This is a genomic window from Sphingobacterium sp. NGMCC 1.201703 (assembly GCF_047784615.1).
Lineage (GTDB): Bacteria > Bacteroidota > Bacteroidia > Sphingobacteriales > Sphingobacteriaceae > Sphingobacterium.
Window position 1 is genome coordinate 269,571 of the sequence record NZ_JBLOHD010000008.1, and the last position, 25,832, is coordinate 295,402.

15 protein-coding genes are annotated in these 25,832 nt (G+C 42.7%); 10 read left to right on the forward strand and 5 right to left on the reverse strand.

Annotation, left to right across the window (positions count from 1 at the left end):
- Window positions 1-636: 636 nt before the first annotated feature.
- On the forward strand, window positions 637-1,728 hold the full coding sequence (locus tag ACK8HY_RS18330) for a DKNYY domain-containing protein (RefSeq protein WP_077437957.1): 1,092 nt from the start codon (window positions 637-639) through the stop codon (window positions 1,726-1,728).
- 37 nt (window positions 1,729-1,765) lie between these two features.
- Here ACK8HY_RS18330 and ACK8HY_RS18335 read toward each other — a convergent pair whose 3' ends face one another.
- Window positions 1,766-2,866 (reverse strand): Fic family protein, encoded by a 1,101-nt coding sequence (locus ACK8HY_RS18335; protein ID WP_416134427.1) that lies wholly within the window; start codon window positions 2,864-2,866, stop codon window positions 1,766-1,768.
- 307 nt (window positions 2,867-3,173) lie between these two features.
- On the opposite strand from ACK8HY_RS18335, the gene ACK8HY_RS18340 reads away from it, so the two are divergent.
- Window positions 3,174-4,637, forward strand: a complete 1,464-nt coding sequence (locus tag ACK8HY_RS18340) for a hypothetical protein (protein WP_139351214.1) — start codon at window positions 3,174-3,176, stop codon at window positions 4,635-4,637.
- Between the two features lie 98 nt (window positions 4,638-4,735).
- Here the strand turns inward: ACK8HY_RS18340 and ACK8HY_RS18345 are convergent, their stop codons facing one another.
- From ACK8HY_RS18345 to ACK8HY_RS18355, 3 genes are all read right to left on the reverse strand, one after another.
- Window positions 4,736-6,628 carry an alkaline phosphatase gene (locus ACK8HY_RS18345; RefSeq protein ID WP_077437961.1) on the reverse strand — a complete coding sequence of 631 codons (1,893 nt, stop codon included), beginning with the start codon at window positions 6,626-6,628 and terminating at the stop codon, window positions 4,736-4,738.
- Complete coding sequence (locus ACK8HY_RS18350) at window positions 6,622-8,175, reverse strand: RagB/SusD family nutrient uptake outer membrane protein (RefSeq protein WP_077437962.1); 1,554 nt, start codon at window positions 8,173-8,175, stop codon at window positions 6,622-6,624. Before ACK8HY_RS18350 ends, ACK8HY_RS18345 begins: the two co-directional genes overlap by 7 nt.
- 98 nt (window positions 8,176-8,273) lie before the next feature.
- On the reverse strand, window positions 8,274-11,360 hold the full coding sequence (locus ACK8HY_RS18355) for a SusC/RagA family TonB-linked outer membrane protein (RefSeq protein ID WP_416134428.1): 3,087 nt from the start codon (window positions 11,358-11,360) through the stop codon (window positions 8,274-8,276).
- A 268-nt stretch (window positions 11,361-11,628) separates the two neighbouring features.
- On the opposite strand from ACK8HY_RS18355, the gene ACK8HY_RS18360 reads away from it, so the two are divergent.
- The 3 genes from ACK8HY_RS18360 to ACK8HY_RS18370 all read left to right on the forward strand — a co-directional run bounded on the left by ACK8HY_RS18360 (window position 11,629) and on the right by ACK8HY_RS18370 (window position 15,943).
- A complete protein-coding gene (locus tag ACK8HY_RS18360) occupies window positions 11,629-13,422 on the forward strand; it encodes an alpha-L-fucosidase (protein WP_416134429.1) in 1,794 nt (597 codons plus the stop codon).
- A 239-nt stretch (window positions 13,423-13,661) separates the two neighbouring features.
- On the forward strand, window positions 13,662-15,539 hold the full coding sequence (locus ACK8HY_RS18365) for a PAS domain S-box protein (protein ID WP_416134430.1): 1,878 nt from the start codon (window positions 13,662-13,664) through the stop codon (window positions 15,537-15,539).
- Window positions 15,536-15,943 (forward strand): response regulator, encoded by a 408-nt coding sequence (locus tag ACK8HY_RS18370; RefSeq protein WP_077437966.1) that lies wholly within the window; start codon window positions 15,536-15,538, stop codon window positions 15,941-15,943. Before ACK8HY_RS18365 ends, ACK8HY_RS18370 begins: the two co-directional genes overlap by 4 nt.
- A 198-nt stretch (window positions 15,944-16,141) precedes the next feature.
- On the opposite strand, the gene ACK8HY_RS18375 is transcribed toward ACK8HY_RS18370, so the two are convergent.
- Window positions 16,142-17,917, reverse strand: a complete 1,776-nt coding sequence (locus ACK8HY_RS18375) for an aminopeptidase P family protein (protein WP_416134431.1) — start codon at window positions 17,915-17,917, stop codon at window positions 16,142-16,144.
- A gap of 175 nt (window positions 17,918-18,092) precedes the next feature.
- Here ACK8HY_RS18375 and dacB point away from each other — a divergent pair, with 175 nt between their 5' ends.
- From dacB to ACK8HY_RS18400, 5 genes are all read left to right on the forward strand, one after another.
- A complete protein-coding gene (gene dacB / locus ACK8HY_RS18380) occupies window positions 18,093-19,517 on the forward strand; it encodes a D-alanyl-D-alanine carboxypeptidase/D-alanyl-D-alanine-endopeptidase (RefSeq protein WP_416134432.1) in 1,425 nt (474 codons plus the stop codon).
- A 93-nt stretch (window positions 19,518-19,610) separates the two neighbouring features.
- Window positions 19,611-21,893 (forward strand): NADP-dependent malic enzyme, encoded by a 2,283-nt coding sequence (locus ACK8HY_RS18385; protein WP_077437969.1) that lies wholly within the window; start codon window positions 19,611-19,613, stop codon window positions 21,891-21,893.
- Between the two features lie 33 nt (window positions 21,894-21,926).
- On the forward strand, window positions 21,927-22,508 hold the full coding sequence (ruvA, locus tag ACK8HY_RS18390; RefSeq protein WP_077437970.1) for a Holliday junction branch migration protein RuvA: 582 nt from the start codon (window positions 21,927-21,929) through the stop codon (window positions 22,506-22,508).
- 670 nt (window positions 22,509-23,178) lie between these two features.
- Window positions 23,179-25,035: a beta-N-acetylhexosaminidase gene (locus ACK8HY_RS18395; RefSeq protein WP_416134433.1), complete on the forward strand. Its 1,857-nt coding sequence runs from the start codon at window positions 23,179-23,181 to the stop codon at window positions 25,033-25,035.
- Between the two features lie 194 nt (window positions 25,036-25,229).
- Window positions 25,230-25,706, forward strand: a complete 477-nt coding sequence (locus ACK8HY_RS18400) for a GAF domain-containing protein (RefSeq protein ID WP_077437972.1) — start codon at window positions 25,230-25,232, stop codon at window positions 25,704-25,706.
- Window positions 25,707-25,832 lie beyond the last annotated feature (126 nt).

Below are 25,832 nucleotides of genomic sequence, written 5' to 3' on the forward strand. Positions count from 1 at the left end.
TCGAAATCTCACTTGATTGTGAAGAATAATGACCTGTCTGCCGGCAAAGTAACAGATAAATATTGGTATTACAGATTATTCCAAAACACCATTACGATACAAAAATATAGTTTATATATACAAATATATAAATTAAAAATATTAATCACAATTATTATTTAAAAAAAATAGTGTCATTTCGAATCACATGCGTCTAAGCAACCGTAGGCATACCTCAAGTCTCCGTCACGCTATTCACATGGATACGGCAAGGCTTTCGTATGGTAGGTATCTGCCTTAAGCTAAATGATCAATACTTTATCCATACTTAATCAATACTACAACTATACTGTAACTATACAGCAAACACGTTTTATTCGGCCGGAGAGATCTTCGAGCCAAGCTATTTAAATCGCAAAAATATTCACTAACTTATGGTTGGATTAAGCATGGGTTGTGCAGGAGATAATTAAAGAGCGGAAAGTTTACAGTCTATATCGTCAACGGATCATAAATAGCGATAAGCGAATCGTAAACCTTTATTCCATGTGATACAAACCCATCGTATTTTTAAGGTAAATTAAGTGGGAGTAAGTATACAAAAGCGAAAATACCTCGGATAGTACGTCGTCATGGAGCAAATGATAACAAGGAAGTATGAAACATATTTTTAAGATGGGAATGATCAGTGCCTGCATCGGTTTATTCTTTTCCTGCAAAAAGCAAATGAGTCCGTTGTCCGAAGATTACTATAAAAAAGGAGAAACGGTTTACTTTATTCCGGGCGGCAATGATTTTGAGCGTGGTTCAAGAAAGATGGACGTCGATATCAGCAGTTTTTCTGTCATTAAAACTGTCTATGCACGCGACAAAAATACGATCTATTTTATGGGTTGCCCGCAACAGCTCGTAGACGCAAAGACCTTTAAGCTCAAGGAAAACATACCGGTGGATCAACATCACGTCTTTCATTTCACGGGCTTTCCATCAGCGACAGGCGCATGCAGCAAGCAACAGCTTACCATCGTGAAGGGCGCGGATCCCGAAACATACAACACGCTCTATGATCAACTTCAGTCCCTCTCCAAAGACAAAACACACTATTTCTACCAGTCCTCACCGATAGACGTCGATTATGAGACATTCGAAATTTTGAATGAAAATTTTGTAAAAGATAAAAACCGGCTCTACGTAGTCACACAGAAAGGCATCAATCCACTCCAGTATACAACAGATCAAGTTAAAGTTGTCAACAGTGAATATCTTATTTTGGATGGCAAAAAGCTGCTGTATTACGAACCTTATCAAGGCATAGGTGTACTCGAAACGGCTTTGCCCACGGCCAATAACATCAGATTGTTGGACAGAAAATCAATTATTATCGATCAATTGGTTATCATAGGGGGAAAGCGTTTTCCCTTCGCAGATGTGGATGCCGAAAGCTTCAAAATATTGGAAGGAATTGGCGGGAACTCCTTCTGGTCCGGCGACAAAAATCATATTTATTATAACGAACAGCTTCTGTCCGAAGCCGACCCAAAAACCTTTGAAGTGCTCAAGCGTGCCGTTGCTAAAGATGCCAAGCATATTTTCGTCGGCGATAAAATCTTCAGAGATGCCGATGTCAAAAGTTTCAGGGTGGTTGATAAATCTGAAACAAGTCATGATTTTGAAGATGATCTGGGACATAAGTATTGGTACCGCCCCAAAGCGGGTGGAGCGGAGCTTATTCCGGTGGAGAAGAAATAATGGTATTGCTTGAATCTATTAGTTTAATATCGGTCGTCTAACTAAGTATAAGTTCATAATGTACAGATCTCCCAAGCCCAATTTGTTCAACTATACCTTGCTCTTGCAGGTATTGCAGATCCCTTGTTGCAGTAGCTTTTGAGGTTTTCGCAATGGACATATACTTTTTTGCTGTCATGCCACCGACAAATCCTTCAATCCCCTGTTCTAGCATGCGATTAATAACTTTCATCTGTCGCTCGTTCAATAAGTCCCGGTTTCGATCAAAAAACTTTGCTTTTATTACTGTAAACTCAATCAGTTCTTTTGCTTCTTTTTGAGATTCTAAAATAACTTGGGTAAAGTAGCCTATCCAACCTGTGATATCCAAGCTAGCCTGAGCAATTTTTAGATTTTCATAATAAGCCTGCTTATTTTTTTCAATAGTCTTTGATATCGACAACAAGACAGGGGTCTGTAGCGTATTGGATAAAGTGTATTCTGCCAGCGCTCTTCCGATCCGTCCATTTCCATCTTCGAAGGGATGAATAGATTCAAAATACAAATGGACAATAGCTGTCTTGATCAGGGCGCCGATAATATACTCCGACTCTTTAATTTCATAGGATTTAAACCAATGAATCAGTTGCTCCATCTCTTTTGGTACAACAACTGATGGAGGAGCTTCATAGTGGACAACTTCTTTACCATATGAGCCGGAAATTATCTGCATAGGTTCATCACCGGTACGCCATACTCCTGTATTAATTTTCGGAAATCCTGCCATAAGTATGGCATGCCAATGCTGGATCAAATCGACGCTTAATTCTTTTACCGCACTCTCCCGTACGGTTGTCATCAATTTCGCAACACCAGTAACTCTTTGGTCATGAACGACTACGTCGTCTTTAATACCGAGATTTCTTTTGATGGAGGACATTACGTCCGCTCTGCTCATATATTCGCCCTCGATCTCTGAAGTTTTCATTGCCTCAGCGATCAAAATCTCCATAAACGCTTCCTTTTTTAGTTCCGCATTTAATCCTGTTAACAAACCTTTTAGCTCTCCCATTTCTTTAGCAAATGCAACAGCTATAGGTAGAATCTCTTCGATACTATAGCTGAAATGGGGCCATTCTTTATATTGCCAATTATACATTTGAGCCGATTTTAAACCCTAATCGGCTCAAATATAAGCAAATTTTGAGCCGATTAACCAATTTAATCGGCTCATCGAAAAAATAATACAGGAACAAACGGACTTTATATGGCTGTCCAGTAACTGACCAATCCGATTCATAATCACGGAATTCGGCTATTTTTTCAACGCCAATTTTCGCCTACTTTAGCCAAGGGATTACAATAGGTAGCACAAATCCTTCGAAAGCGCTTTATTGGCAGGGTAAAAAATAGCTAGGTTTCCGCAGCCCATTTGACGATAACCGATTTCAATAAAAAAGAAAAAAATGATCAGATCAACACTAATAGGTTTAATAAGCGTGCTTTGTATGACAGCCTGTGCACAAAAGTCCACCATAAATCCAGCCTTGAAACCCATCCATTGGATTCCAATGCAGACTCAAGACAAACAATTCGTTTATTCGGACAGTGCGCTCCGTCAGCAATTGCCGCAAAAATTCGCCCATGCCGATTTTTTTACCCCCACAGGTTACGCCATCGTTTCAAATACAAAAAATCAGCAGGCTTTAATTAATTCAAAGGGCGAGTTTATCGAAAATTATTCGGATACCGATCTCGGGCTACAAACACTAGGCCAGGTGACGTTGCTTATGAAACGTCAGGAACATGAAAAAAACCTTCCTTTCTGGAATTGGGATTGGAATATCCTAGGTGGTGGAATAAAAAAAACAGCTACCTACATCAAAGTAGAAATCCGGGTATTGGAAACCGGCCAGGTGTTATTGGATAAAGATGTTCCTTACGACGAGAACGAGTACAGTTTGGCCCTATACCATTTGGACGACCAACATGTTGTCTTAAATGGAAACCTCTATCGACTGAAAGATCAGCATTTAAAAAAGCTCAGCACCAAAGTTGATCTGATCCTGGAAGATGGCCGTTATATTCCTGTAGCTGAAAATCGTTTTGAAATTTACGATATCCAACATGAGCGGCCTATTTCATCCAATCTGATCGCTGTGGATAAGATAGACCTGCATTGGAAGGGGCAACTCCTGCAATTGGATTCCATTAATCAGGAACGCTTTGCACCAACAGTTCCAAAATTATTAAAAGACGATAGTTCCGGAAAGATCTACGCGTTCCCACAATATGACAAAGCGCTTCCAACACAGATCAAACAGGCTACTGCCGCACAGATTGCTTTTCTGAAAGAAGCCTCACTCCTGTATTCTGTCAACAACTCGCCTTACTTTATTCTGGGAAGGTTTAATTATGACCATGAGGTCTGGGCTTATGACTGGCTGTATCTTGACAAGGATGGCAATTTATTGGATAAAATCAACGTCAAGGATTTCTTTATATTGGATCAAGTGGGTGATCTGGTCTGGCCGGATAAGCATATGTTGTTTACCAAGAACACCCTTGAAAAAGGCTGGAAAACGGGGAAAATTAAGTACGTTTATCAAACCGAAGCACTTTACCTGATCAACATCAAAAAAGGGGAACAGGATCCAACGATGGGGCTTTGGAATGCGGGCGCCAAAACATGGGATCTACTGCCAGATTTCCGACATATCGAGATCCTCGACGGCAAACAACAGATATTTGCCTTACAGACACAGCAAGATGGCCCCTACACCTTGTACGATAATAAAACAAAAAAGCAGATCGGAAGCAAAAGTTATAACACGATCAGCTCAAATGGCCTGGTACGGGAAAAAGATACGGAAAATAAAGATAATTACTATTATATAGATATTTATACCGGAAAAGCGTACCGCGAGTAAGAGCTGGTACCTGAACAACATCCGGTGATCGCCAGAAAAAACGCCCCGTTGTGTTGTAACACACAAACGGGGCGAAAAGTGTAAAGGAAATTATTTTTTTATTTCACAGCTTCCAATAGTTTATGGAAAATAGCTGTATTATCATATACACCACGGAATAAAAACGAGCGCGCTCCATACGCAAATACAGGAACGAATGCATTGGTGTGATCGTTGCTGCTGAAATTAACCATCACACGTCCTGATTTCCGGTCTGAATCGAGCAATGTAATTCCCCCGGTTTCATGATCAGCCGTTACTACAACCAGCATCTCCGGATCCTGATCGGCTAGCTTGAGGGCTTCTTCTACAGTTTTATCAAAATCCAATGTTTCCATGACCGAATATTTGAGGTCATTTGCATGGCCAGCATAGTCAATCTGCGCAGATTCAGCCATCAGAAAAAATGGTTTGTTGTCGCGGGACAGAAACTTTATGCCATCCAGCATAGACTGTTTTAAAATCGCCGGCCGACCATCTTTGACGGGCTTTACAAGTTCGTCCGACAGGAAAACAATTTGTTTTCCGCCAGATGGATTGAGCTGATCTTTTACGATCGAAACACCGGTATATCCTTTCCAGTCATTTTTCTTCTCCAGCCATCCCGGCTTTCCGCCCAGGATAAAATCCATGGTGGAATGTTGGAATTGCCCCAAAATGGATTCACTCTCATTCCGTTCCCGCTGATGGGCATAGAAAACTGCCGGCGTAGCGTCGGTCACATCACCGATACTGATCACGCCGGTTTTCCAGCCCTGATCAGCAAGTACCGCAGCGACACTAGGTAAGGGTTTTCCAGTGGTATCGACGGCGATAGCACGATTATTTACTTTCTGCCCCACCGCAATGGCTGAACCTCCGGCGGCGGAGTCCGTATTATCCGAATTCAATGCCTCGGTCTGTGAAAGTCCAACTGTCTTGATCTGTGTCATGGTGAGTGCACCGCCATTGGCCAGCGTTGCCGCTTTAACGGCTGCCAGCCCCATACCGTCTCCAATAAGCAGCAGAATCCGCTTCACCTTACGGTCCTGACCATCATATTGATAACTGGGTGTATAGACTGTCTGCGGTTTTGCCGATTGAAAAGATGAACGTTCGCGCTGATCGAGAAATAATTCCAAGGTCTTTGGATGGTCAGTATTGATCCAGTACACGCCGAGATTGATAAGCTGCTGCCAGGCATTGGGACTGTCGTGTGTTCCGTAAAAACGAAAACGGAGTCCCAGTGAATCTGCTTTGGCGATTGCCTTTTTGATTGCCGGAACATTTTCGGGTAATCCCTTACCATTCCAATCCGTATAATCCTTCAGATCCGCACTGATCAATCCGGTCTGTGCCAGGCTCGCTGCATCATAAGTCCAGTTAACCTCCCCATCAAAAAACAACCATTTGGGATAATCCTTGAATCCCGCTGGCTTGGGACGCCCACCGGTCACGATGACCTTAACGGCATTGGGATTTTTAAGCGGATTGAACAGATCGCCATATTGTTCAAGTGCTTTGACAAGAATGGCCAATACCTGTTTATAATTTTCTTTCACATCAATCAGAAGCTGAAGCTGTTTTGATTTATCTGCAAAGGCAGTTCCGCCATTTTTGCGGTATAGCTTAGCAACAGGATCCAGGTAAAGCGCGTTAAGCGTATTCTCCGTTTTGATTTCCTTTGCATCATGCGCAACCATCAATTGACCATTGCGCAGAAAAATATCCGCTTCAATAGATTGCATACCCGCATAATAGGCCGTATAGAAAGGCTGACTCTGCCAATAATCGTTATGACTATGGCCAGCATAAGGAGTAGCTCCCGCCTTTTCTTTCTCCCGGCTGAACATCAGTTGCTCAAATTTTTCATTGAGTGTTTGTGCGGAAGACCCCAGAGGTCCTCCGCACAAGCTCGCGATGATCAATAAGCCACCCAATTTAGTTTGGAAGACTTTTGGAACGTTTACCATCCTTGATTTTGTTTAATCAAACCTGCACTATTATCCACTTCCCTGCGCGGTACGGCCCACACATGGTGAATTTTCGGATCAAATTTACGACCTGCAAACTCGACAGGCATGCCTGAACCATTCTTCATCGCATAGGTATGAAGTGGCTTGGCGTAGGTATCCTGTGCATCACCCCAGCGTACCAGATCGCGGTGACGGTCTGCAAATTCGCCGGCCAGTTCATTACGGCGTTCGCGTTTCAGATCAGCCAAAGTCATGCCCGTCTTTTCAATCAGTTTGGCACGTTTACGGATCATATTCAATTCTTTATCTCCCGCTCCGGTACCATTGAGCATAATCGAAGCTTCGGCCTTGATTAATAAGATCTCTGCAAAACGGATCAAAGGCACATTCAGATCCGTGGCCATGTGATTTCCATTTGGACTCACATGTTTACCCACTGGATTTACATGCGAGAAAGGTTCCATGTACTTGTTGAACTGCATATCACAGGTCGCGGAACTTGCCGGAGTGAATATCCGCTCGCTACCGAAGAACGTAAATTTATCCCCTGGCTTCAAGATTGTCGCCTCTCTGCGTGCATCACCAGCTTCATACGAATCATACAACTCTTTCGTTGGCATATAGTATCCCCAACCATTGTATAAGCCCCAGGCACCATTGGTCAGCATTACACCCGGTAAAATAGATCCCCAGCCGTCTGTCCCTGCTGCTGTACTCGTGACAGACCAGATATATTCAGGGCCCCAGTTATTCGTAGCTTTGAAGACATCTGTAAAAGTAGGTTCAAGTCCACGTTTACCTTGGTTGATGATCATATCAGCATAGATAATGGCATTTTTGTAATCTTTTTTATACAGGTACATTTTGGAAAGCACCGCCCATGCTGCCACTTTATGCGCCCGGCCATAATCCGCTTCTCCCAGTTCACTGAAAAAAGGCAGTTGATCAGCAGCCTCTTTCAGCAGTTTTTCTATATGACGATAATTTTCTTCGATATTGGCCGCTCTCGGTGTAGCCTTTTCGTTATCCATATTTTCAACAGTAACGATAGGAACGCCAGCTCGTTCATCTGCATAATTCGCAGCCAGCTGGAAGTACATATAACCGGCATTAAAATTGGCTTCGCCCAGGATACGTTTCTTTAACGCTTCATCCATGGAGATCGAAGGAACATAGCGCAAGATATCATTGGCCTGTTTAATAATCGCATAGCGCATTTGCCATTGTGATTCGGTGTAGCCACCACCGATGTAATTGCTGTTAAAGGTGCGGATATTCTCCGCCTGCGCATTATTTCTTCCGGTGACCATATCGTCGCTGGCATTCAAAAACCAGGCAAATCCACGGCCATAGAAATCCTCTTCATCATAGAGGTAATAGAGCCCATTGGCCCCTTTTATTGCATCTTCTTTCGTTTTCCAATAACTTGCTTTTGACGGAGGCCCCTCTGGCAGGATATCCAATTTGTTGGTACAAGATTGAAAAGACATTCCCATACTTCCTAAAAGCAGGGCAAAACATATATTTCGAGTTATTTTTTTCATTGGAGTATTTTTTTAATATTCACAGGACAATCAGGTTTAATCATTCGATTCACTGACCTGAAAAGCTGTATCATCCTTTATTTTATCCAAATTTGAGATTAAAAAGTGACAGCTGCTCCCAACATAAATGTACGTGACTGCGGATAACGGCCCGCATCCACACCAAAATTGTTCATTCCGACCTCAGGATCCATTCCCGTATATTTCGTCACGGTAAACAGATTGGTCGCCGAAGCAAAGAACCGTAATCTCTGCACTTTATATCTTTGTGTTAGTTCTTGTGGCAATGTATATCCCAGGGAAAAATTCTTTAAACGTAGATACGATCCATTTTCCACATAAAAATCCGACACATTGGAGAAGTTGCCATTCGGATCTTTTACCGATACACGTGGTATATTTGAATTTGGATTGCTCTCTGAGTACGCATTCTTGATCTCTTCAAACATATTGTAAGGTTGTCCGGACGCCGCATTTAAACCTGTATATTTCAAGGCATTGAACAATTTATTCCCTTGTACACCCTGGAAAAAGATATTGACATCAAAGTTCTTGTAACTACCATTGAAGGTCAATCCGTAATTAAAATCCGGATAGGCACTTCCTAAAAACACGCGGTCTTTATCATCAATTACGCCATCTCCGTTTTGATCCACAAATTTCATGTCCCCGGCCTGGGCGTTAGGTTGTATTTTGGTCCCAGTACTGCCTTTATACTGCTCAGCCTCCTGATTGGACCTAAATAGACCTGCAGTTTCCAAGCCATAGTACGAATACAGTGGCTGTCCTGGTTCGGTCAATATAGGTTTCAGGATGCCGCGATAGTCAACCTGCGAGGTTATTTTTGGAAATTCGTCAATTAAATAATCCACATTATTGGTGATTTTATTGACTGAAGCTGAAATATCATATTGGAAAGCAGCGTCTGATTTGCTGCTATAGCTTACAGCAAGTTCAATTCCTTTGTCCGTAACACGTCCACCATTGACAGTTTTGGTCTCCAAACCAGTTGTCCCTGCCAATGCGATATCCATCAACATCCGATCTGTCCGCTTAACGAAATAATCCGCATTCAGGGTCAAACGATTATTTAATACACCGATATCTAAACCAATATTTGTCTGATTCGATTGCGCCCAGGTCAAGATAGGATTGCCCATGATTTTTTCAACATATCCAGGCATTAACGCTGGTATTTTACCAACCCAATTGTCTACACGCTGTAATAATGGACTTACAGCCGTAGAGCTCAACGTTCCTAAATTACCTAAAATACCATAACTTCCTCTTAATTTCAACGTATTGATTACTTCGGAATCCGAAAGAAATGCCTCGCGGTGGATTGCCCAGGCACCGGATACAGAACCGTAATTCTGGAACCTGTTATCTTTTGCCACCAATGAAGTACCATCCCGACGGCCGATCAAGGTCAACATATAACGGTTATCGTAATTGTAATTTACCCGCAAAAGGTATGATATCAATGCCTGCTCAAGCTTCCCATCAACGACTGGCTGAATACGTCCAGCATTGACTAAGTAACGGTAGTTTTTAGCCTCATCATCAAAGTTTTCGCCGATAACATTATGGTAGCTGTTTGTTGTTTTTTGATACATATATCCTGCTAGGGCGTCGAAATGGTGCAGACCAAAATTCTTTTCGTAGGTCAGTGTCTGCTCAGCCAAGATATCTGTCAGACGATTGGTATTAACGGCGAGCGAATTGGACATATTGGGTTTTCCAATTTCCGGAATACGTGCCGTAAATTCCTTGAAATCGGTGAATTGCTTTGTATAGGCAAAGTTTGATCTAAATTTCAAGCCCGGAAGCAATTTAAGCTCAATATAGGGATTGATCAATAGGTTATGTACGGGATTATTGACATCCAATCGGCTTAAGTAAGCTACCGGATTGATTACATCACCATAAGTGCCTGGCCCATACTCCACGGGGAGTCCTGAGAACTTACCTGCGGCATCATATACAGATACATTTCTTGGATAGTGAATGGCGGATAATACAGCCCCAGTATAGCCTGAACTTGTATTGGCACCTTGTCCATTGGTAAAGGAGTAGGATATATTTTCACCCAACTTCAACCAAGGAGTCACTTGGGTCTGTGAATTTACACGGAAATTATATCGTTTAGAATACGTATTGATCAATATACCTTCGGCATTTCGGTAGTTGAAGCCGGTGTAGAAAGAAGACTTTTCATTACCTGCACTCGCCGACAGATTATAATCCTGTACACGTGCCGTACGGAAAATTTCGTCCACCCAATCGGTACGGGTGATCTGTCCATCCGGATATTTGCTTGCATCAAAAGCCGGGTTGCGTGCTACGCCCGCATTGTCGGCCGCCTGATTGGAGATCATGGCACGATCTGCTGCGTTCAGCGCTTTGATCAGGTTGTGCGCCTTTTGTACGCCATATTTGGCTTCAAAATCAATTTTCAAATCCCCATTCTTACCACCTTTTGTTGTGATCAGGATAACACCACCGGACGCACGTGCTCCATAGACGGCAGCTGCCGCATCCTTCAGCACACTAATATCCTGAATATCGTTGGGGTTGAGCTCCGGAGCCCGTGCCTGAAGTACCCCATCAACGACGTATAGAGGCTGTTCACCATTGATACCGCCCATTCCACGGATATTGATACTCGGTTTAGACGTTGGGTCACCCCCCTCAGCAGTTACCGTAACACCGGGCGTCTTTCCTTGAAGCACTTCCCCTATTCCCGCCATTGAGCGGCTGTTTACACCTTTCAGATCTGTTGTAGCAACAGCACCCGAGACTGTACTCTTGCGTTGCGTACCATAACCAACCACCACGACTTCTTCCAATTGACTGGCATCTTCTGTCAGGGTTACTGACAGGCTATTACCTGTCACCTGTTGATCCAGTGACTTGTACCCTACAAAACTAAAACGCAGCGTCTCGCCCTGTTTGGCGGACAACTGAAACTGTCCATTTGCATCGGTTACTGCTGTTTTTCCTGATTGAACGTTTTTAACTGTTACTCCTGCAACAGGCACGCCATTGTTCGCGACAACTGTTCCTTTAATCTGATCCTGAAAGACACTGCTTCCAACGATGGCAGAAAAAGGCTTTTTTACGGGGAATGCTTGTCCCTGATAGGCAATCCCAAGCGCGAGTGGTAGAATTAGAAATTTATTCATATGATTGATAATGTGTGGCGAAAGTAGAAATTAAGGGTTATCAAAATTTTAATATCATATTAACAAAATGTAAACCCGCCTTCAGTTCGTTTAATTGGTATATTTTTTTTGGTTTTCATAAAAATATAATTTTTTTTTATGTCATCAAATGTATGTACATAATAAAAATTCGATTTAGCATCCTTTTTTATGAACCTTTTGTATTCGAACAGAATCGGATATAGTAATTTTTTTTACTTATCTTGTCATCCAAAAAATAACAACCTTTATGATACCAAGACTCAAACGAATCGCACTCATATCTTTACTACTACTCAGCGCCGCAACAAGGCTCTTTGCTCAAGACAAGGGGAAGGCAGACTGGTTTAAAGATGCCCGTTTTGGCATGTTTATCCACTGGGGGCTATACAGCGCCGCCGAGGGCATGTGGAAAGGAGAGCCTTTAAGGTATATGAACAACTATGCGGAATGGTTGCGCTACCGCAACCGCGTATCGAAAGAAGAATATGGTAGTCTAGCCAAACGCTTTGACTGGGACAAGATCGATCCGGAAAAGTGGGTACTCCTGGCAAAGGAGGCCGGGATGAAATACATGATCATCACGACCAAACATCACGATGGCGTAGCGCTATGGGATACGAAAGTCGGCACCTATAGTTTGCCCAAATTGAGCGGCTCTTACCGCGATGTGATCAAGGAAATTGCAGCTGCCTGTAAAAAACATGATATGAAACTTGGCTTTTACTACTCACATTGGATCGACTGGGAGCATCCCTATGGCTGGAATCATCAGCAAGAATTGTCCGGACATGTCACGGATGCACAATATAATCAATACTGGCAGGAAAAGGTAATCCCCCAGCTGCGTGAACTCATGAGCAACTACGGCGATATTTCACTGATATGGTTTGACATGTGGATCCCCTACCAAAAATCCATTATCAAAAAAGAACAGTTGCTTCAGGTCGTAAAATTGATCCGCGAGTTGCAACCAAACTGCCTGATCAATTCACGTCTAGGTCTTCCGACAGATGCCGAAAATGTAGATTTCGAAACCCTTGGCGACAATCAGTTTGGCAGCAAGTATATCGCTCATCCTTGGGAGACGCCGGGCACGATCGCACACTCCTGGGGCTACAACGGACAGGAAAACGAATGGAAATCCACCAGTCAGATCTTTCAGTCATTGATTTCAAACGTTAGTCTCAACGGCGGATTCACGTTAAATATTGGTCCTCGCGCCGATGGTACTGTCCCTTACGAAAGTGTCAGCCGTCTGCACGATGTCGGCTCCTGGCTGAATACCTACGGCCAAGGCATCTATGGTGGCACTGGCCTTGCGCTAAAAAACAACCATTTTGACTGGGGTTACCTGACCACAAAGACAGAACAAAACAAAACCGTTGTCTATGCGCATGTGTTCAACTGGCCTCTAGACCACAAACTTCGTATTACAGGTATAAAATCCAAACCGTCCAATATCGCGCTGATGAAGGGAAACAATTTAACGACCCTGAACTACGAACAGAAATTAAGCGCAATACATATTGACTTACCAGGAGACCAGCCTGACCATTATGTCTCGGAAGTAAAATTGACCTTCGATGGCCCCTTGGAACTGGACAAAAATACCGTCCCGGAATCGACTTTTGGTGGCTTTTCCCTAAAATCAACCAATAGTCTGAACAATGAACTGAAAATAGTACGCTACAATGGGAAAAATCCAACCCACGCCATCCTCACCGGAAATACGAAGATCGACTGGGAAGTAACGGTTACAGAGGCCGGAACTTATGCGATAGATTTCTCTGCGCACAATCCCAATAAAGAAAATATTCCCTTCGAAATTAGCGTCGCCAGCCAACAATTGAACGGAAGTTTTGAACCAACTAACAAAATGGTTGTCGAACCAAATGAAAACAACTACACCGAAGAATTTGTGGAAAAACGTATCGGAACATTAAAATTTGACAAACCAGGTAAATATATTCTAACGTACAAAAGTCAACAGCAGCTTCCACTATGGTTTAATTGGTTATGGCTGGAAAAAACAAAAAATTAACCGATTTAGTATAAACGTCCCTCATAAGAATCATCAAAAACCTTTGACCTAAAGTCAGAGGTTTTTGACTTTTCAACCTATTCAATCTAATAAATTGCTTCACAGCCTATTAAACAAAAGTTACCTATTTTAATATTTTTTTTATTATTTTGGATTAAAAGTTACCAATTTTGTAAATCGAGACAGGATCAGTCTCTTCACTTATAAATGAGTAAATTAATCCTAAAAATTGTCGGACAATGCATCTGCAACGGGACTCTTTATCTACACCTTCCGCTCAAACAGAATGTTCGGGGTTAGAAGGATTGATTACAATTTTGGAAGATGGAAGCATTCTACATCTCAACGCACGCGCATGTGAGCTTTTAGGTTTAGGCAAGACGGAGACTAAAGGCAAAAAACTACATGAATTAATCACATTCTATTCATCGGATGATACTTCTGCCCCCGTAGCAGAGCTGACTCCCTTCCAGATCCGTCCTGACGACAATCGGATCCATGAAGAAAAAATTCTGGGTATCGCAATTGAAGACAAATTTAAATGGTTTGTATTTCATATCAACCCGTTCAGGGAAGAGGATAAGACTGCCCTGCAACTGTCTTTCTTCGATGTCTCCAAATTGGTCAATCAGAACCAGAACTTAAAAGACAAACAACATCAGCTGCAATTACTCGTTGCCTCGCTCAACGATCTTGTATTTGAAGTCACCGACACGGGGGTGTTTAAAAATTATTGGACCAACGACACAAAACAGCTATTTTACCCACCCGAAGAATTCCTGAATAAAAGCCTGACAGAACTTTTTCCGGCGGACCTGGCCATACCAACGATCCAACTGATCCAGAACTCCCTCAAGCTTGACCGTGAGTTTAAAATGGAGTTTCAGTCTCCTTCCGAACAACATAAAGGCAAATGGTATAGTCTACAGATAAAACCTATCCACCGGACACAAAATCGGGTTGCTTTGGTCATCTCGGATATTACAAAACAGATCGAATCAACGGAAAAAATACGTTTTAACGAGCATAAATTCAATCAGGCTTTTCATTTCTCAGGGCTGGGTATTGCCTTGACGGACCTTGATGGCTACTGTATTGAATCAAACCAAACGCTGACGAAAATCCTCGGCTATTCACAGGAAGAAATGTCAACAACGAGGTTCTCCACCAATACACACCCGGACGACGTCGAACGCGAGATTGAACTCCGTAAAAAACTTATCCGGGGTGAAATTGAAAGCTTTACCATACAAAAACGCTATCGACACAAACTGGGTCATTATGTATGGTGCTCTGTCACCATCGCCGCAGTTTTTGACAATGCCGACATGCCCTTATTTCTGATTGTTCAGGTGCAGGATATTTCAGAGTCAAAGAAAAATATCGAAATATTAAAACGGCAAAAATTAGAATCTGATCTGGTTAAAATGGACCTTGAAACCAAAGTCAGACAACTGGAAGAATTTGCGCATATCCTTGCCCATAACCTAAAGGGCCCCTTGAGCAATATGCCGATGCTCATCGATGAACTGCAAGTAACGAAAGATGAAGAGGTAAAGACTGAATTCCTGAATCTTCTGAAAATCAGCACGGGGCAACTTACCGAAACCCTGCAGGAACTGGGGGATATCCTCGAATTACGTTCAAATAAATCCCTTGTATTTGAAAACTGTGATTTTCTCCAGGTATATCATAAAGTAAAACAACAATATATAGAGGAAATACAGCAAAAGAATGCAACGATTTCCGTCGAATTTAATGTGGCAAATATCCATTACCCCAAAATCTACCTCGAAAGCATTCTCAGTAACCTCATCAGCAATTCCCTTCGGTTTACAGCCAAGGATAAAGCACCTTACATCGAGATCAGGACTACGCTGGAGGAAGACGGTACCTTATTGACTGTCAGGGACAATGGACTAGGTATTAATTTACCCAAATATAAATCCCAGCTCTTCATGTTCAAGAAGGTTTTCCATCGTGGCTTTGAGAGTAAAGGAGTCGGATTATTTCTCACACGCTATCAGGTGGAGTCACTGGGCGGCAAAATAGATGTGCAAAGTGAACCCAACGAAGGCAGTGTCTTTTCCGTCAAATTTTTAGAACGAAAGCAATGAATCAGGAAAATAAAAGAAAAGTCATCCTCATAGACGACAATGCGATCTTACGTACCATTTTTGGCTACATGCTTCAGGGATTTGCGGATTACCCCATTGAATTCTTTCCCTTCAAAAATGCACTGGATGCTTTGGATTTTCTGGAGTCGCATGATATCAGCACATCGTCTGAGCCGGCCATATTGTTTGTCGATATCAGTATGCCTTTTATGACAGGTTGGGAGCTGATGGACATCCTAGAGGATAGAACCGATTTTATCGAGCAGACCCAGATCTTTATTATCAGCTCCTCCACGAGCCAAAGCGACCAGGAACAATTGGCAAATTATCCTTTTATCAGCGGTTTTATTTTAAAACCTTTCGGCAAGGAACAACTGTATGAAATTTTAAGGGTACGCATTTAAAAAACTCCTTTCTACAGGGGGATTGCAACGCCGACTATCGACCTACATCCGCATACTGCCGGAATGCTGGTTTGACCTACCCATCTTGGCCGGATAAAAGAAGAAAGCGTTGAATAGCTGAAATGATGCTTTAAGGAGCTGGCTGTAAATCGCAAAAAAAGGGGCTATCCAACCTTTTGGATAGACCCTTCATTTACGTTAAATGGCCTTACATTTTTCAGCAAGCCAATTCTTTTCTTCACTTGAAAGATGCGTTGACAGTTGATCAAACACCCATTGGTTATAATTATTCAACCAGGAAACATGTCTTTCTTCCAACAGGGATTTCTCTACGAGCGCTGTATCGATATAACATATTGTCAGGGTCTCAAAATCCAGAAATTCGCCAAATTCAGAGGAACCGGCCTTACGGGTCAGGACCAAATTCTCGATACGGATACCATGTTTACCGACCCGGTAGAGCCCAGGTTCAATGGAGGTAATCATACCCGGTTCAACCGCAACGTCTATCGCCGCGGCATTAAATACCTGCGGTCCTTCGTGTACATTCAGGAAAAACCCGACACCATGTCCTGTACCATGACCATAGTTACGCAATGTCTCCCACAGTGGACGGCGGGTAATGGCATCAATCTGATAACCCCGGGTACCTACAGGGAAAATAGCCTGCGAGCCCTCAATTGTGCCTTTCAGCACCAAGGTATAGTCCTCTTTTTCCTCTTGGGTAAGTCCCCCTAGCGAAACGACCCTTGTAATATCCGTAGTACCTGTTTTGTATTGGCCACCGGAGTCTACCAACAGTAATCCTTTCGGACGCAACGTATAATTGGATTTTTCGTTTGCCGAATAGTGTGGCAATGCGCCGTGATCCAGATAACCTGCAATTGTCGTAAAAGAAACATCCACAAATCCATCTTGCTCCTCCCGGAATCCACGTAACTTCGCTGCGATCGACAGCTCCGAAAGTTCTTCACTGGCCACATTTTCTTCCAACCATTTAAAAAACTTCGTAAGTGCGACACCGTCTTTTACAAAAGTATGCCTGTTATTTTCAATTTCTACTTTATTCTTAATCGCTTTTAAAGTCGTCGAAGGATTTATTTTTTCGACGATTTTAACACTTTCTGGAACGCTATCAAACATCGCAAAGCAGGTGCGTTTTGGGTCAATTAAGATCGCCTTTGCCTGCAATGTCTCTATCGACTGATAGATATTGTCGTATGCAGCGATTTCAACGCCATAGCTTCCTAATTCAGCAACGGTTTCGGCGCTCAATTTCGAGGGTTCGATGTAAAGTGTCGCCGAATCAGCAGTGATCAATACGAACCCCAAAACAACTGGGTTGCAAGGTACATCCTGACCACGGATATTCAATAGCCAAGCAAGATCATCTAAAGATGATATTAAATGTGCATCGGTCCGATTTTTCTTCATTTCAGCCCTTACAGCTTCAATCTTCGCCACGGTAGATTGTCCTGTTGTACTTTCCGGCAACAAGTAGGCCCGCGCTTTTGGCAGCTCTGGTCTACCGGCCCATAAATCAGCTAGTAAATCAACATGCCCATCCACCTTAATATCCAAGGGTTCCAAAACTCCTTTGACAGATTGAGCAACCAAGAGTGACGCCAGATTCCCGTCAAAAGCAACTTTCGCTCCTGCATTCAATTTCTCTCCTAACCAATCCGCATACTCCGCCGCTGCCTGGACTTTCAGTTTAACCAATTCAAAACCGGTTCCTTCCAATTGCTCTGCTGCCTGGACGAAATAACGGGAATCTGTCCAGAGGCCTGCAAAATCCTGTGTAATTGCCAGCGTACCTGCAGATCCGGTAAAACCTGATGCCCAAGCAATACATTTGTAACGTTCTGGTAAATATTCACTGATATGAGGATCTGATGATGGGATAATATATCCATCGATTCCTTGAATCTTCATCGCCTCACGAATAGCAGCTAATTTTTCGATATGCTTCATGTCGTCTATACAATTTTATGCAAGTTAGGATTTTTTAGGGTCGAATGCCTAACTTTAAGCCAAATAAAACAAACTGAGTCTACGCGTATGCACATAGTGAAGTAATACGCCCATCACAGCAGAAGTAAAATATCAATTACCCGGACCGAATAAAGTCCGACGAAATAACATGTTAATGAAAAAATTTGCGCTCTATTCCATTGCACTATCGACCTATGCATTTACTGGCCTCACAGGTTCGTTATTTGCACAGGATCTACGAACCAAAATCCAGTCTGCATTCAATCAGTTTCAAAGTCAGGAAAACGTAACAAACGCGATCAGTTCGCTGACCGTGTTTGATGGAAAGACCGGACAGACTATCTATGCGGCCAATGAAAATATCGGGCTAGCCACAGCTTCCACCATGAAAGTGATTACTGCAGCTACGGCATTGGATTTTCTGGGCAAGAATTATCAATTTAAAACCACCCTATACTATACAGGTACCATAGATGAAACCGGCGTGCTGAATGGCAACATCATTGTAACAGGAACTGGAGACCCTACCTTGGGCAGTAGCCGTTACCCAGAGACCAAAGCGGATGTCGTGCTGAACAAATGGATCGCAGCTATTCAAAACGCTGGGATACGAAGCATCAACGGAGCAGTTATTGCCGATGACCGTCTATATAATGGCAACCAACTACCGGGCGGTTGGATCTGGACAGACATGGGCAATTACTATGGCGCAGGCATTTCATCGCTCAACTGGCGCGAAAATGCTTTTGGTATAAATTTCAGCCCGAGCAATAAAGTGGGGGCAAAAGCCGAAATTGTCCAAGACACGACCCGGGCTCCTTACCTGAACATTATCAACGAAACCACCACTGGTAAAGCTGGCACTGGGGACAATGTGTATGCCTATGCTGCACCTTATTCGACCAAAATATTTGTCCGCGGAACCTATGGTCAGGATTTAAAGAAGACCATCGAACTCGCCTCCCCCGACCCCGCCTATGACCTTGCTTTCCAACTAAACGAAGGCCTCAGCAAACAGGGGATTATTGCAACCCACCCACCTGAAACCGGCGCTAAAATGGATTCTGTAGATGTCTCGCAGAAAAAGACGCTAGATGTGCACCTATCCCCTACCATGGATAAAATTGTCTATTGGTTTAACCAAAAAAGCATCAACCTCTATGGCGAAGCTTTATTGAAGGCAATCGCCTATACCACGGCCGGAAAGACCGGTACGGATGATGGGGCCAATTACATCCAGAAATATTGGCAAGCTAAATTAGGTATTAAGCCCAGTGAACTCAACAGTATGGACGGTTCGGGACTTTCACCACAAAATAGGGTCACCACGCTTGCTATGAACAAAATCATGCAGTATGCCCAAAAGCAAAATTGGTATCCTGTATTCTATGAAAGTCTGCCCACCTACAATGACATGAAGATGAAAAGCGGAACAATCGGTGGCGTACTGGGCTATACCGGTGTACACGCCAATAAAAATGGACAATCCTTTACCTATACACTATTGGTCAATAATTATTCCGGATCAGGGTCCAATATGCGTAGGCAAATGTTTAAATTACTGGATGTTTTGAAATAACATATTATTGTCTATTTATAATAAGATATTGGCAAATATTTCCAAATATCAAAAAGAATGATAGATTTGTAGCCTTAAATTAATAAAATCGTAATGAGTAACACTAATCGTAAACAGGCAGCGTTAACTTACCACTCAATGGGTAGACCTGGAAAAATAGCTGTTGTTCCGACAAAACCAACAAATTCGCAAAGAGACTTATCATTAGCATATTCTCCTGGCGTAGCGGAGCCATGTTTGGCTATTGCCGAGAATAAGGAAGATGCTTATAAATATACCGCAAAAGGGAACCTTGTTGCTGTTATCAGTAACGGGACAGCTGTCTTGGGCCTAGGTGATATCGGCGCTCAAGCAGGTAAACCTGTCATGGAAGGAAAAGGTTTATTGTTCAAAATTTTCGCCGACATCGATGTATTTGACATTGAAGTGGACACCAAAAATGTCGACGAGTTCGTTAAAATCGTAAAAGCATTGGAACCAACTTTCGGTGGTATCAACCTGGAAGACATCAAAGCTCCTGAATGTTTTGAAATTGAGCGTCGCCTGAAAGAGGAAATGAATATTCCGGTCATGCACGATGACCAACATGGTACAGCAATCATTTCCGGTGCGGCCCTGATCAATGCCTGTGAAATTCTCGGAAAAGATATTTCTAAAGTTAAAATCGTCGTGAATGGTGCCGGTGCGGCAGCGATGTCCTGTACAGCAATGTATATTTCTGTAGGCGCAAGCAAAGAAAACATCGTAATGCTGGACAGTAAAGGTGTTATCCGTACGGATAGAGAAAATCTGGATAGCATGAAAGCACAATATGCTACAGATCGCGATATCCATACCCTAGCAGATGCCGTAAAAGACTCCGATGTATTTATCGGATTATCAGCTGCGGATGTCATGTCAGCAGAGATGTTGCTATCAATGGCTCCTAATCCTATTGTTCTGGCAATGGCTAATCCAAACCCGGAGATTGCTTACGATTTAGCGATGGCTACCCGTAATGATATTATCATGGGTACCGGTCGTTCGGATTATCCAAATCAGGTAAACAATGTATTGGGCTTCCCTTACATCTTCCGCGGTGCGTTGGATGTGCGTGCGACAGCAATTAATGAGGAAATGAAAATTGCCGCTGTACGTGCTATTGCTGATCTGGCAAAACAACCAGTTCCAGAAGAGGTCAATCAGGCTTATAATACCAGCAATTTAAAATTCTCGGAAGAATATATCATTCCTAAACCTACCGATCCACGTTTGATCACGGAGGTTTCTATGGCTGTGGCAAAAGCAGCGATCGAATCCGGCGTAGCGAAAACAGCAATCGAAGACTGGGATAAATACCGCGATGCATTACGTAAACGCCTAGGTAAAGATGATGCGATCATGCGCAACTTAACGATGGCTGCTAAAAGAGATCCAAAACGTGTTGTTTTTGCTGAGGCAGATAATTACAAAACCTTACGTGCTGCTCAGATCGTAAAAGAGGAAGGTATCGCAATTCCGATTCTTTTAGGTAAAAAAGAGAAAATCGAACGTTTGATCCATGAATACGCTTTTGAACTGGACGGTGTAGAGATTATTGACCCTGTTGCAGAGGTTGATGGTGAAACAGAGCGTTCAAAAAAATTCATCGAACACCTTTATAACAAAAGACAACGTCGCGGAATCTCCCGCTACGACGCACGCAAACTGATGTTTGACCGTAACTATTTCGGGGCTTCATTAGTGGAGTTTGGCGAGGCAGATACCTTGATTTCCGGGATGACCAAAAATTATGCAAACACCATCCGCCCAGCATTGCACGTTATAGGTGCTAAACCCGGCAGCCGTGTAGCAGGTATGTATATGATGTTAACAAAAAAAGGTCCTATTTTCATGGGTGATACAACCGTGAATGAGGATCCTACGGCGCAAGAGCTTGTGGATATCACCTTGCTTTTGGACAAAGCTGTTAAACGCATGAATATCCAACCGCGTATTGCCTTATTGTCTTACTCTAATTTTGGTTCTAGCGAAGGAAAAACACCAACCAAAGTAAGAGCGGCAGCTCAGATCTTACACGATCAACATCCGGATATTATTGCTGACGGTGACCTGCAGGCTAACTTTGCTTTAAACAGTGATATGTTGACTGACAACTTCCCATTCAGCTGTTTAAACGGACAGTCAGCAAATACACTTGTTTTCCCTAATCTGGAATCAGGCAATATCGCCTATAAATTATTGCAGGAAGTCGGTGAAGCGGAAGCTGTAGGTCCAATTCTTTTGGGTATGAACAAACCGATCCATGTACTGCAATTGGATAGCTCAGTCCGTGAAATCGTCAACATGGTGACTATTGCCGTGGTTGATGTTCAGGCTCATCTCAAAAATTTATAGAATAGCTTAAAATCTTCCTATATTCGTAGTACTATGTACGAATATTTCAATGGAAAATTAGCATATAAAGCCCCCACTCATGTTATTATCGACGTGAGTGGGATTGGCTATTATGTCCACATCTCTCTTTATACCTTTTCCCAAATCAAGGATCAGGAAAACTGCAAATTATTTATTTCACTGCAAGTCCGGGAGGATTCTCATACGCTTTATGGCTTTGCTACCGAAGGTGAGAAAAAACTGTTCGAGAATCTGATCTCGGTTTCAGGTATCGGTCCCAATACGGGGCGGATGATCCTGTCGTCCAATACCCCGGATGAAATCCAATCGGCCATTGCCAATGGTCAGGTTGCTTTAATTCAAAAAATTAAAGGGATCGGCCCGAAAACAGCACAACGTCTGATCCTGGAGCTTCAGGATAAATTGAAAAAACAGGGTGTGGAAGCGCTTTCACCAACCATTCAGTCGCAATCCGTACCGGACGAAGCTTTGTCTGCACTGGTTATGTTGGGCTTTAATAAAGTAGCGGCAGAAAAGGTATTGAATACCATTCTAAAGACAGAAAGCAATCTTTCTGTAGAGGATATGATCAAACTTGCCCTAAAGAGACTATAGTATATGCCAACTGATCTATTGATTTGGCCACGAACATGTAGCTGAGCAACAGATCCGTTGAATAGCGCCAACATCAAATAGCTAGCTTATACTACGAAATAGAAAAGGAACTTCGGTTCCTTTTTCTATTTTCCCACCGGCAGTCTTCATTCGAATCCCGCATAGCGATATGCGATCTCAAACAGCGAATATCTAGGTAACAATTTAAGAATTGAAAGTAGACTAACAGGGACTTTATGCGGACCTTATACGGACCTCATTCGGACTTCATTCGGATAAACACGTATGAAGTCCGTCTTATTCCCGGCTATGATTAGTGCTAAAAACCTAGAAAATATGAAGAAGATTCCCACTTGTCCCCTCCCTGCCACAGATTTATTTGCCTCAATAACCGAGGGATCTGCCTGGTCGGTGTGTAACCGCGGGATGATAGCAGTTGAAATGAGTTATCGAATGACAAGTACGGCTGTGGATCTACATGAATCACCGTATGTCTTCAAGAAATAACACAAACGATTGCCCTAACAAAAACAAACACATAATCAATCACTTACAAAAACACACAAGCCCTTCCTTCACGTCGCTAAAGCCTATTTGTTACAATCTAGCGTTGCTAAAACGTATTTATTCCCTTATTTTTAGCGTTTGTATTTCAGTTATAATCTCACACATGAAAAAATTATTTTCACTTGCGCTCGCTTTCAGTTTAGGAGTAGCAGTATTTGCGCAGGAAAAGAAAGACATCACGTTGAACATTGTGCCTCTACCGCAACATGTTCAGATCAAAAACGGATCATTTAAAGTCAACGCAAACACTAAAATTGCATTTGACAGTGATGAGGATAAAAAAATTGCCACCTTATTCCAGGATTTTCTAAAAAGCAATTACAACCTCAATCTAGCATTGGTTAAGTCACCGGGGAAGAATAGTATCTATTTTTCGTCCAAAAATGCAAAATCCGCAAACACGGAAGCATACGAACTAAACATCGCTTCGGATCAAATCACGGTCAGTGGAAAAGCATCAGGTCTATTTTATGGTATGCAGTCGCTGATCCAGTTACTACCTGTCGATAAAAAAGCAGACATCGAAATTCCGCAGGCGTCCATTCAGGATGAACCTCGTTTTGCTTACCGTGGACTGCATCTTGATGTTGGCCGTCATTTCTTCCCTGTAGAATTTGTTAAGAAGTACATTGACATTTTGGCCTCTTACAAATTGAATACCTTTCACTGGCATCTGACCGATGATCAGGGATGGCGCATCGAAATTAAGTCACATCCTAAATTAACGCAGATCGGCGGTTACCGCAAGCAAACATTGCTGGGCAACTATAAAACCGACGGAGACTATGACCATACGCCTTATGGCGGTTTCTACACCCAGGAACAGATCAAAGAAGTCGTGGCTTACGCCAAATCTAAGTATGTTACCGTCATCCCTGAAATCGAGATGCCCGGTCATGCTTTGGCAGCACTTTCTGCTTACCCAGAGCTCGGTTGTGGCGATAAACCGGGACCGTATACTGCAGCACAGACCTGGGGGGTATTTGATGATGTATTCTGTGCCGGAAAAGAAGAAACATTTAAGCTATTGGAGGATGTGATCGACGAGGTGATCCCCTTATTCCCTAGCGAATATATTCATATCGGTGGCGATGAATGTCCTAAAACAAGATGGAAGACCTGTCCACATTGCCAAAAAAGAATCAAGGATAATAATCTCAAAGATGAACACGAGCTGCAGAGTTATTTTATCCAACGTATGGAAAAGTACATCAATGGCAAAGGTAAACGTATCATTGGATGGGATGAGATCTTAGAGGGCGGTTTAGCACCAAACGCGACTGTTATGAGCTGGAGAGGTGACCAAGGAGCTATCGATGCCGCAAACCAGGGTCATGATGTTATCATCACTGCAAATAGCTACGGTCTTTATTTTGACCACAAACAAGGAGCGGATCAAAATAGAGAGCCTTTGAGTATCGGCGGTCTTTCGACATTGGCTAAGGTATACTCTTCTGATCCTATGCCTAGCAAAATCTCTGAAAACAACAAGAAACATGTCTTGGGTGTTCAGGCGAATATCTGGACGGAATATATCGGTTCTTCCAACAAAGTAGAGTTTACCATCTTACCACGTGTATTGGCCCTATCTGAGATTGCCTGGACCCAGCCTGAAAAGAAAAACTGGAAGAATTTTTCCGAACAACGGGCTGCACGCCAATTGGCAAAGCTAGATCAGACAAATACATTCTATCGCGTACCTGAGGTATATGGTATCTCTGACACAACAATATATGCCTCAGAATATACCATCCGCGGATTGAAACCATCTGTGGAAGGTGCAAAAATCTATTATACCTTGGACAACTACGATCCTTCGGAATTAGATCTAGAGTATACAGGTCCGGTTAAAGTGACTGTCCCAGATAGTAAAGAACGTGTATTCAAAGCAGTCGTTGTTACTCCTTCCGGAAAAAGAAGCAATTACATCCGGGTAAACATTATCAATACAAAGAAATAAAATAATATACCCCATGCGAAAGCGCTAATATTCTGTTAACTTTGAACAGGTATTAGCGCTTTTTTTCTGAATTACCTTTTTTTGGGATGTTAGAAAATAACCTGCTATCGATTTCCATCGTCGTTGCAGGCTGTAAAAGCGTGAAGGGTTTATGGAAAATGTGTATTTCTACAAGGATTTAAAAAAGAAATTTTATGGCTGAGGATCTGCTAATTGCCAAGGGCAGCAAAGAGGAACAATATCAAAACTTACTTCCGCAGATAGCAGGATTATTACAGGGAGAAAATAACCAGATTGCAAATCTTGCGAATATCGCGGCAGCGCTAAAAGAACAATTTAATTTTTTCTGGGTAGGATTTTATTTGGTAGACAGCGCGGAAGAGCTTGTGCTCGGTCCATTCCAAGGTCCTGTGGCCTGTACCCGTATAAAAAAAGGACGGGGTGTATGTGGCGGATCTTGGGCGCAGGAGAAAACACTTATTGTACCGGACGTAGAGCTGTTTCCCGGACATATTGCCTGTAGTTCGCTGTCACGCTCCGAAATCGTGTTGCCTATATATAGTCAGGGACAAATTATAGGCGTTCTCGATGTGGACAGCAGCGAATTGGACAGCTTCGATGAAATCGACGAAAAGTACCTGACGCAGATCTTACAGCTGTTGGATAATTAGTGCCCGGATATCGGAAGAATTATGTCTATCGTTCAGACATATAAATCAAAGGTCAGCGCTAGTCCCTGTTAAAAAAACAATGCGACAAAGTCCTAACGTCTCAGAATTGGACACTATATCCTCATG

What these genes read in the sequence shown, in the direction of transcription:
- ACK8HY_RS18365 (WP_416134430.1), top strand. Translation starts at nt 13,662, where the DNA reads ATGCATCTGCAACGGGACTCTTTATCTACACCTTCCGCTCAAACAGAA.
- ACK8HY_RS18375 (WP_416134431.1), bottom strand. Translation starts at nt 17,917, where the DNA reads ATGAAGCATATCGAAAAATTAGCTGCTATTCGTGAGGCGATGAAGATT.
- ACK8HY_RS18395 (WP_416134433.1), top strand. Translation starts at nt 23,179, where the DNA reads ATGAAAAAATTATTTTCACTTGCGCTCGCTTTCAGTTTAGGAGTAGCA.
- ACK8HY_RS18340 (WP_139351214.1), top strand. Translation starts at nt 3,174, where the DNA reads ATGATCAGATCAACACTAATAGGTTTAATAAGCGTGCTTTGTATGACA.
- dacB (WP_416134432.1), top strand. Translation starts at nt 18,093, where the DNA reads ATGAAAAAATTTGCGCTCTATTCCATTGCACTATCGACCTATGCATTT.
- ACK8HY_RS18350 (WP_077437962.1), bottom strand. Translation starts at nt 8,175, where the DNA reads ATGAAAAAAATAACTCGAAATATATGTTTTGCCCTGCTTTTAGGAAGT.
- ACK8HY_RS18360 (WP_416134429.1), top strand. Translation starts at nt 11,629, where the DNA reads ATGATACCAAGACTCAAACGAATCGCACTCATATCTTTACTACTACTC.
- ACK8HY_RS18385 (WP_077437969.1), top strand. Translation starts at nt 19,611, where the DNA reads ATGAGTAACACTAATCGTAAACAGGCAGCGTTAACTTACCACTCAATG.
- ACK8HY_RS18335 (WP_416134427.1), bottom strand. Translation starts at nt 2,866, where the DNA reads ATGTATAATTGGCAATATAAAGAATGGCCCCATTTCAGCTATAGTATC.
- ACK8HY_RS18330 (WP_077437957.1), top strand. Translation starts at nt 637, where the DNA reads ATGAAACATATTTTTAAGATGGGAATGATCAGTGCCTGCATCGGTTTA.
- ACK8HY_RS18370 (WP_077437966.1), top strand. Translation starts at nt 15,536, where the DNA reads ATGAATCAGGAAAATAAAAGAAAAGTCATCCTCATAGACGACAATGCG.
- ruvA (WP_077437970.1), top strand. Translation starts at nt 21,927, where the DNA reads ATGTACGAATATTTCAATGGAAAATTAGCATATAAAGCCCCCACTCAT.
- ACK8HY_RS18345 (WP_077437961.1), bottom strand. Translation starts at nt 6,628, where the DNA reads ATGGTAAACGTTCCAAAAGTCTTCCAAACTAAATTGGGTGGCTTATTG.
- ACK8HY_RS18400 (WP_077437972.1), top strand. Translation starts at nt 25,230, where the DNA reads ATGGCTGAGGATCTGCTAATTGCCAAGGGCAGCAAAGAGGAACAATAT.
- ACK8HY_RS18355 (WP_416134428.1), bottom strand. Translation starts at nt 11,360, where the DNA reads ATGAATAAATTTCTAATTCTACCACTCGCGCTTGGGATTGCCTATCAG.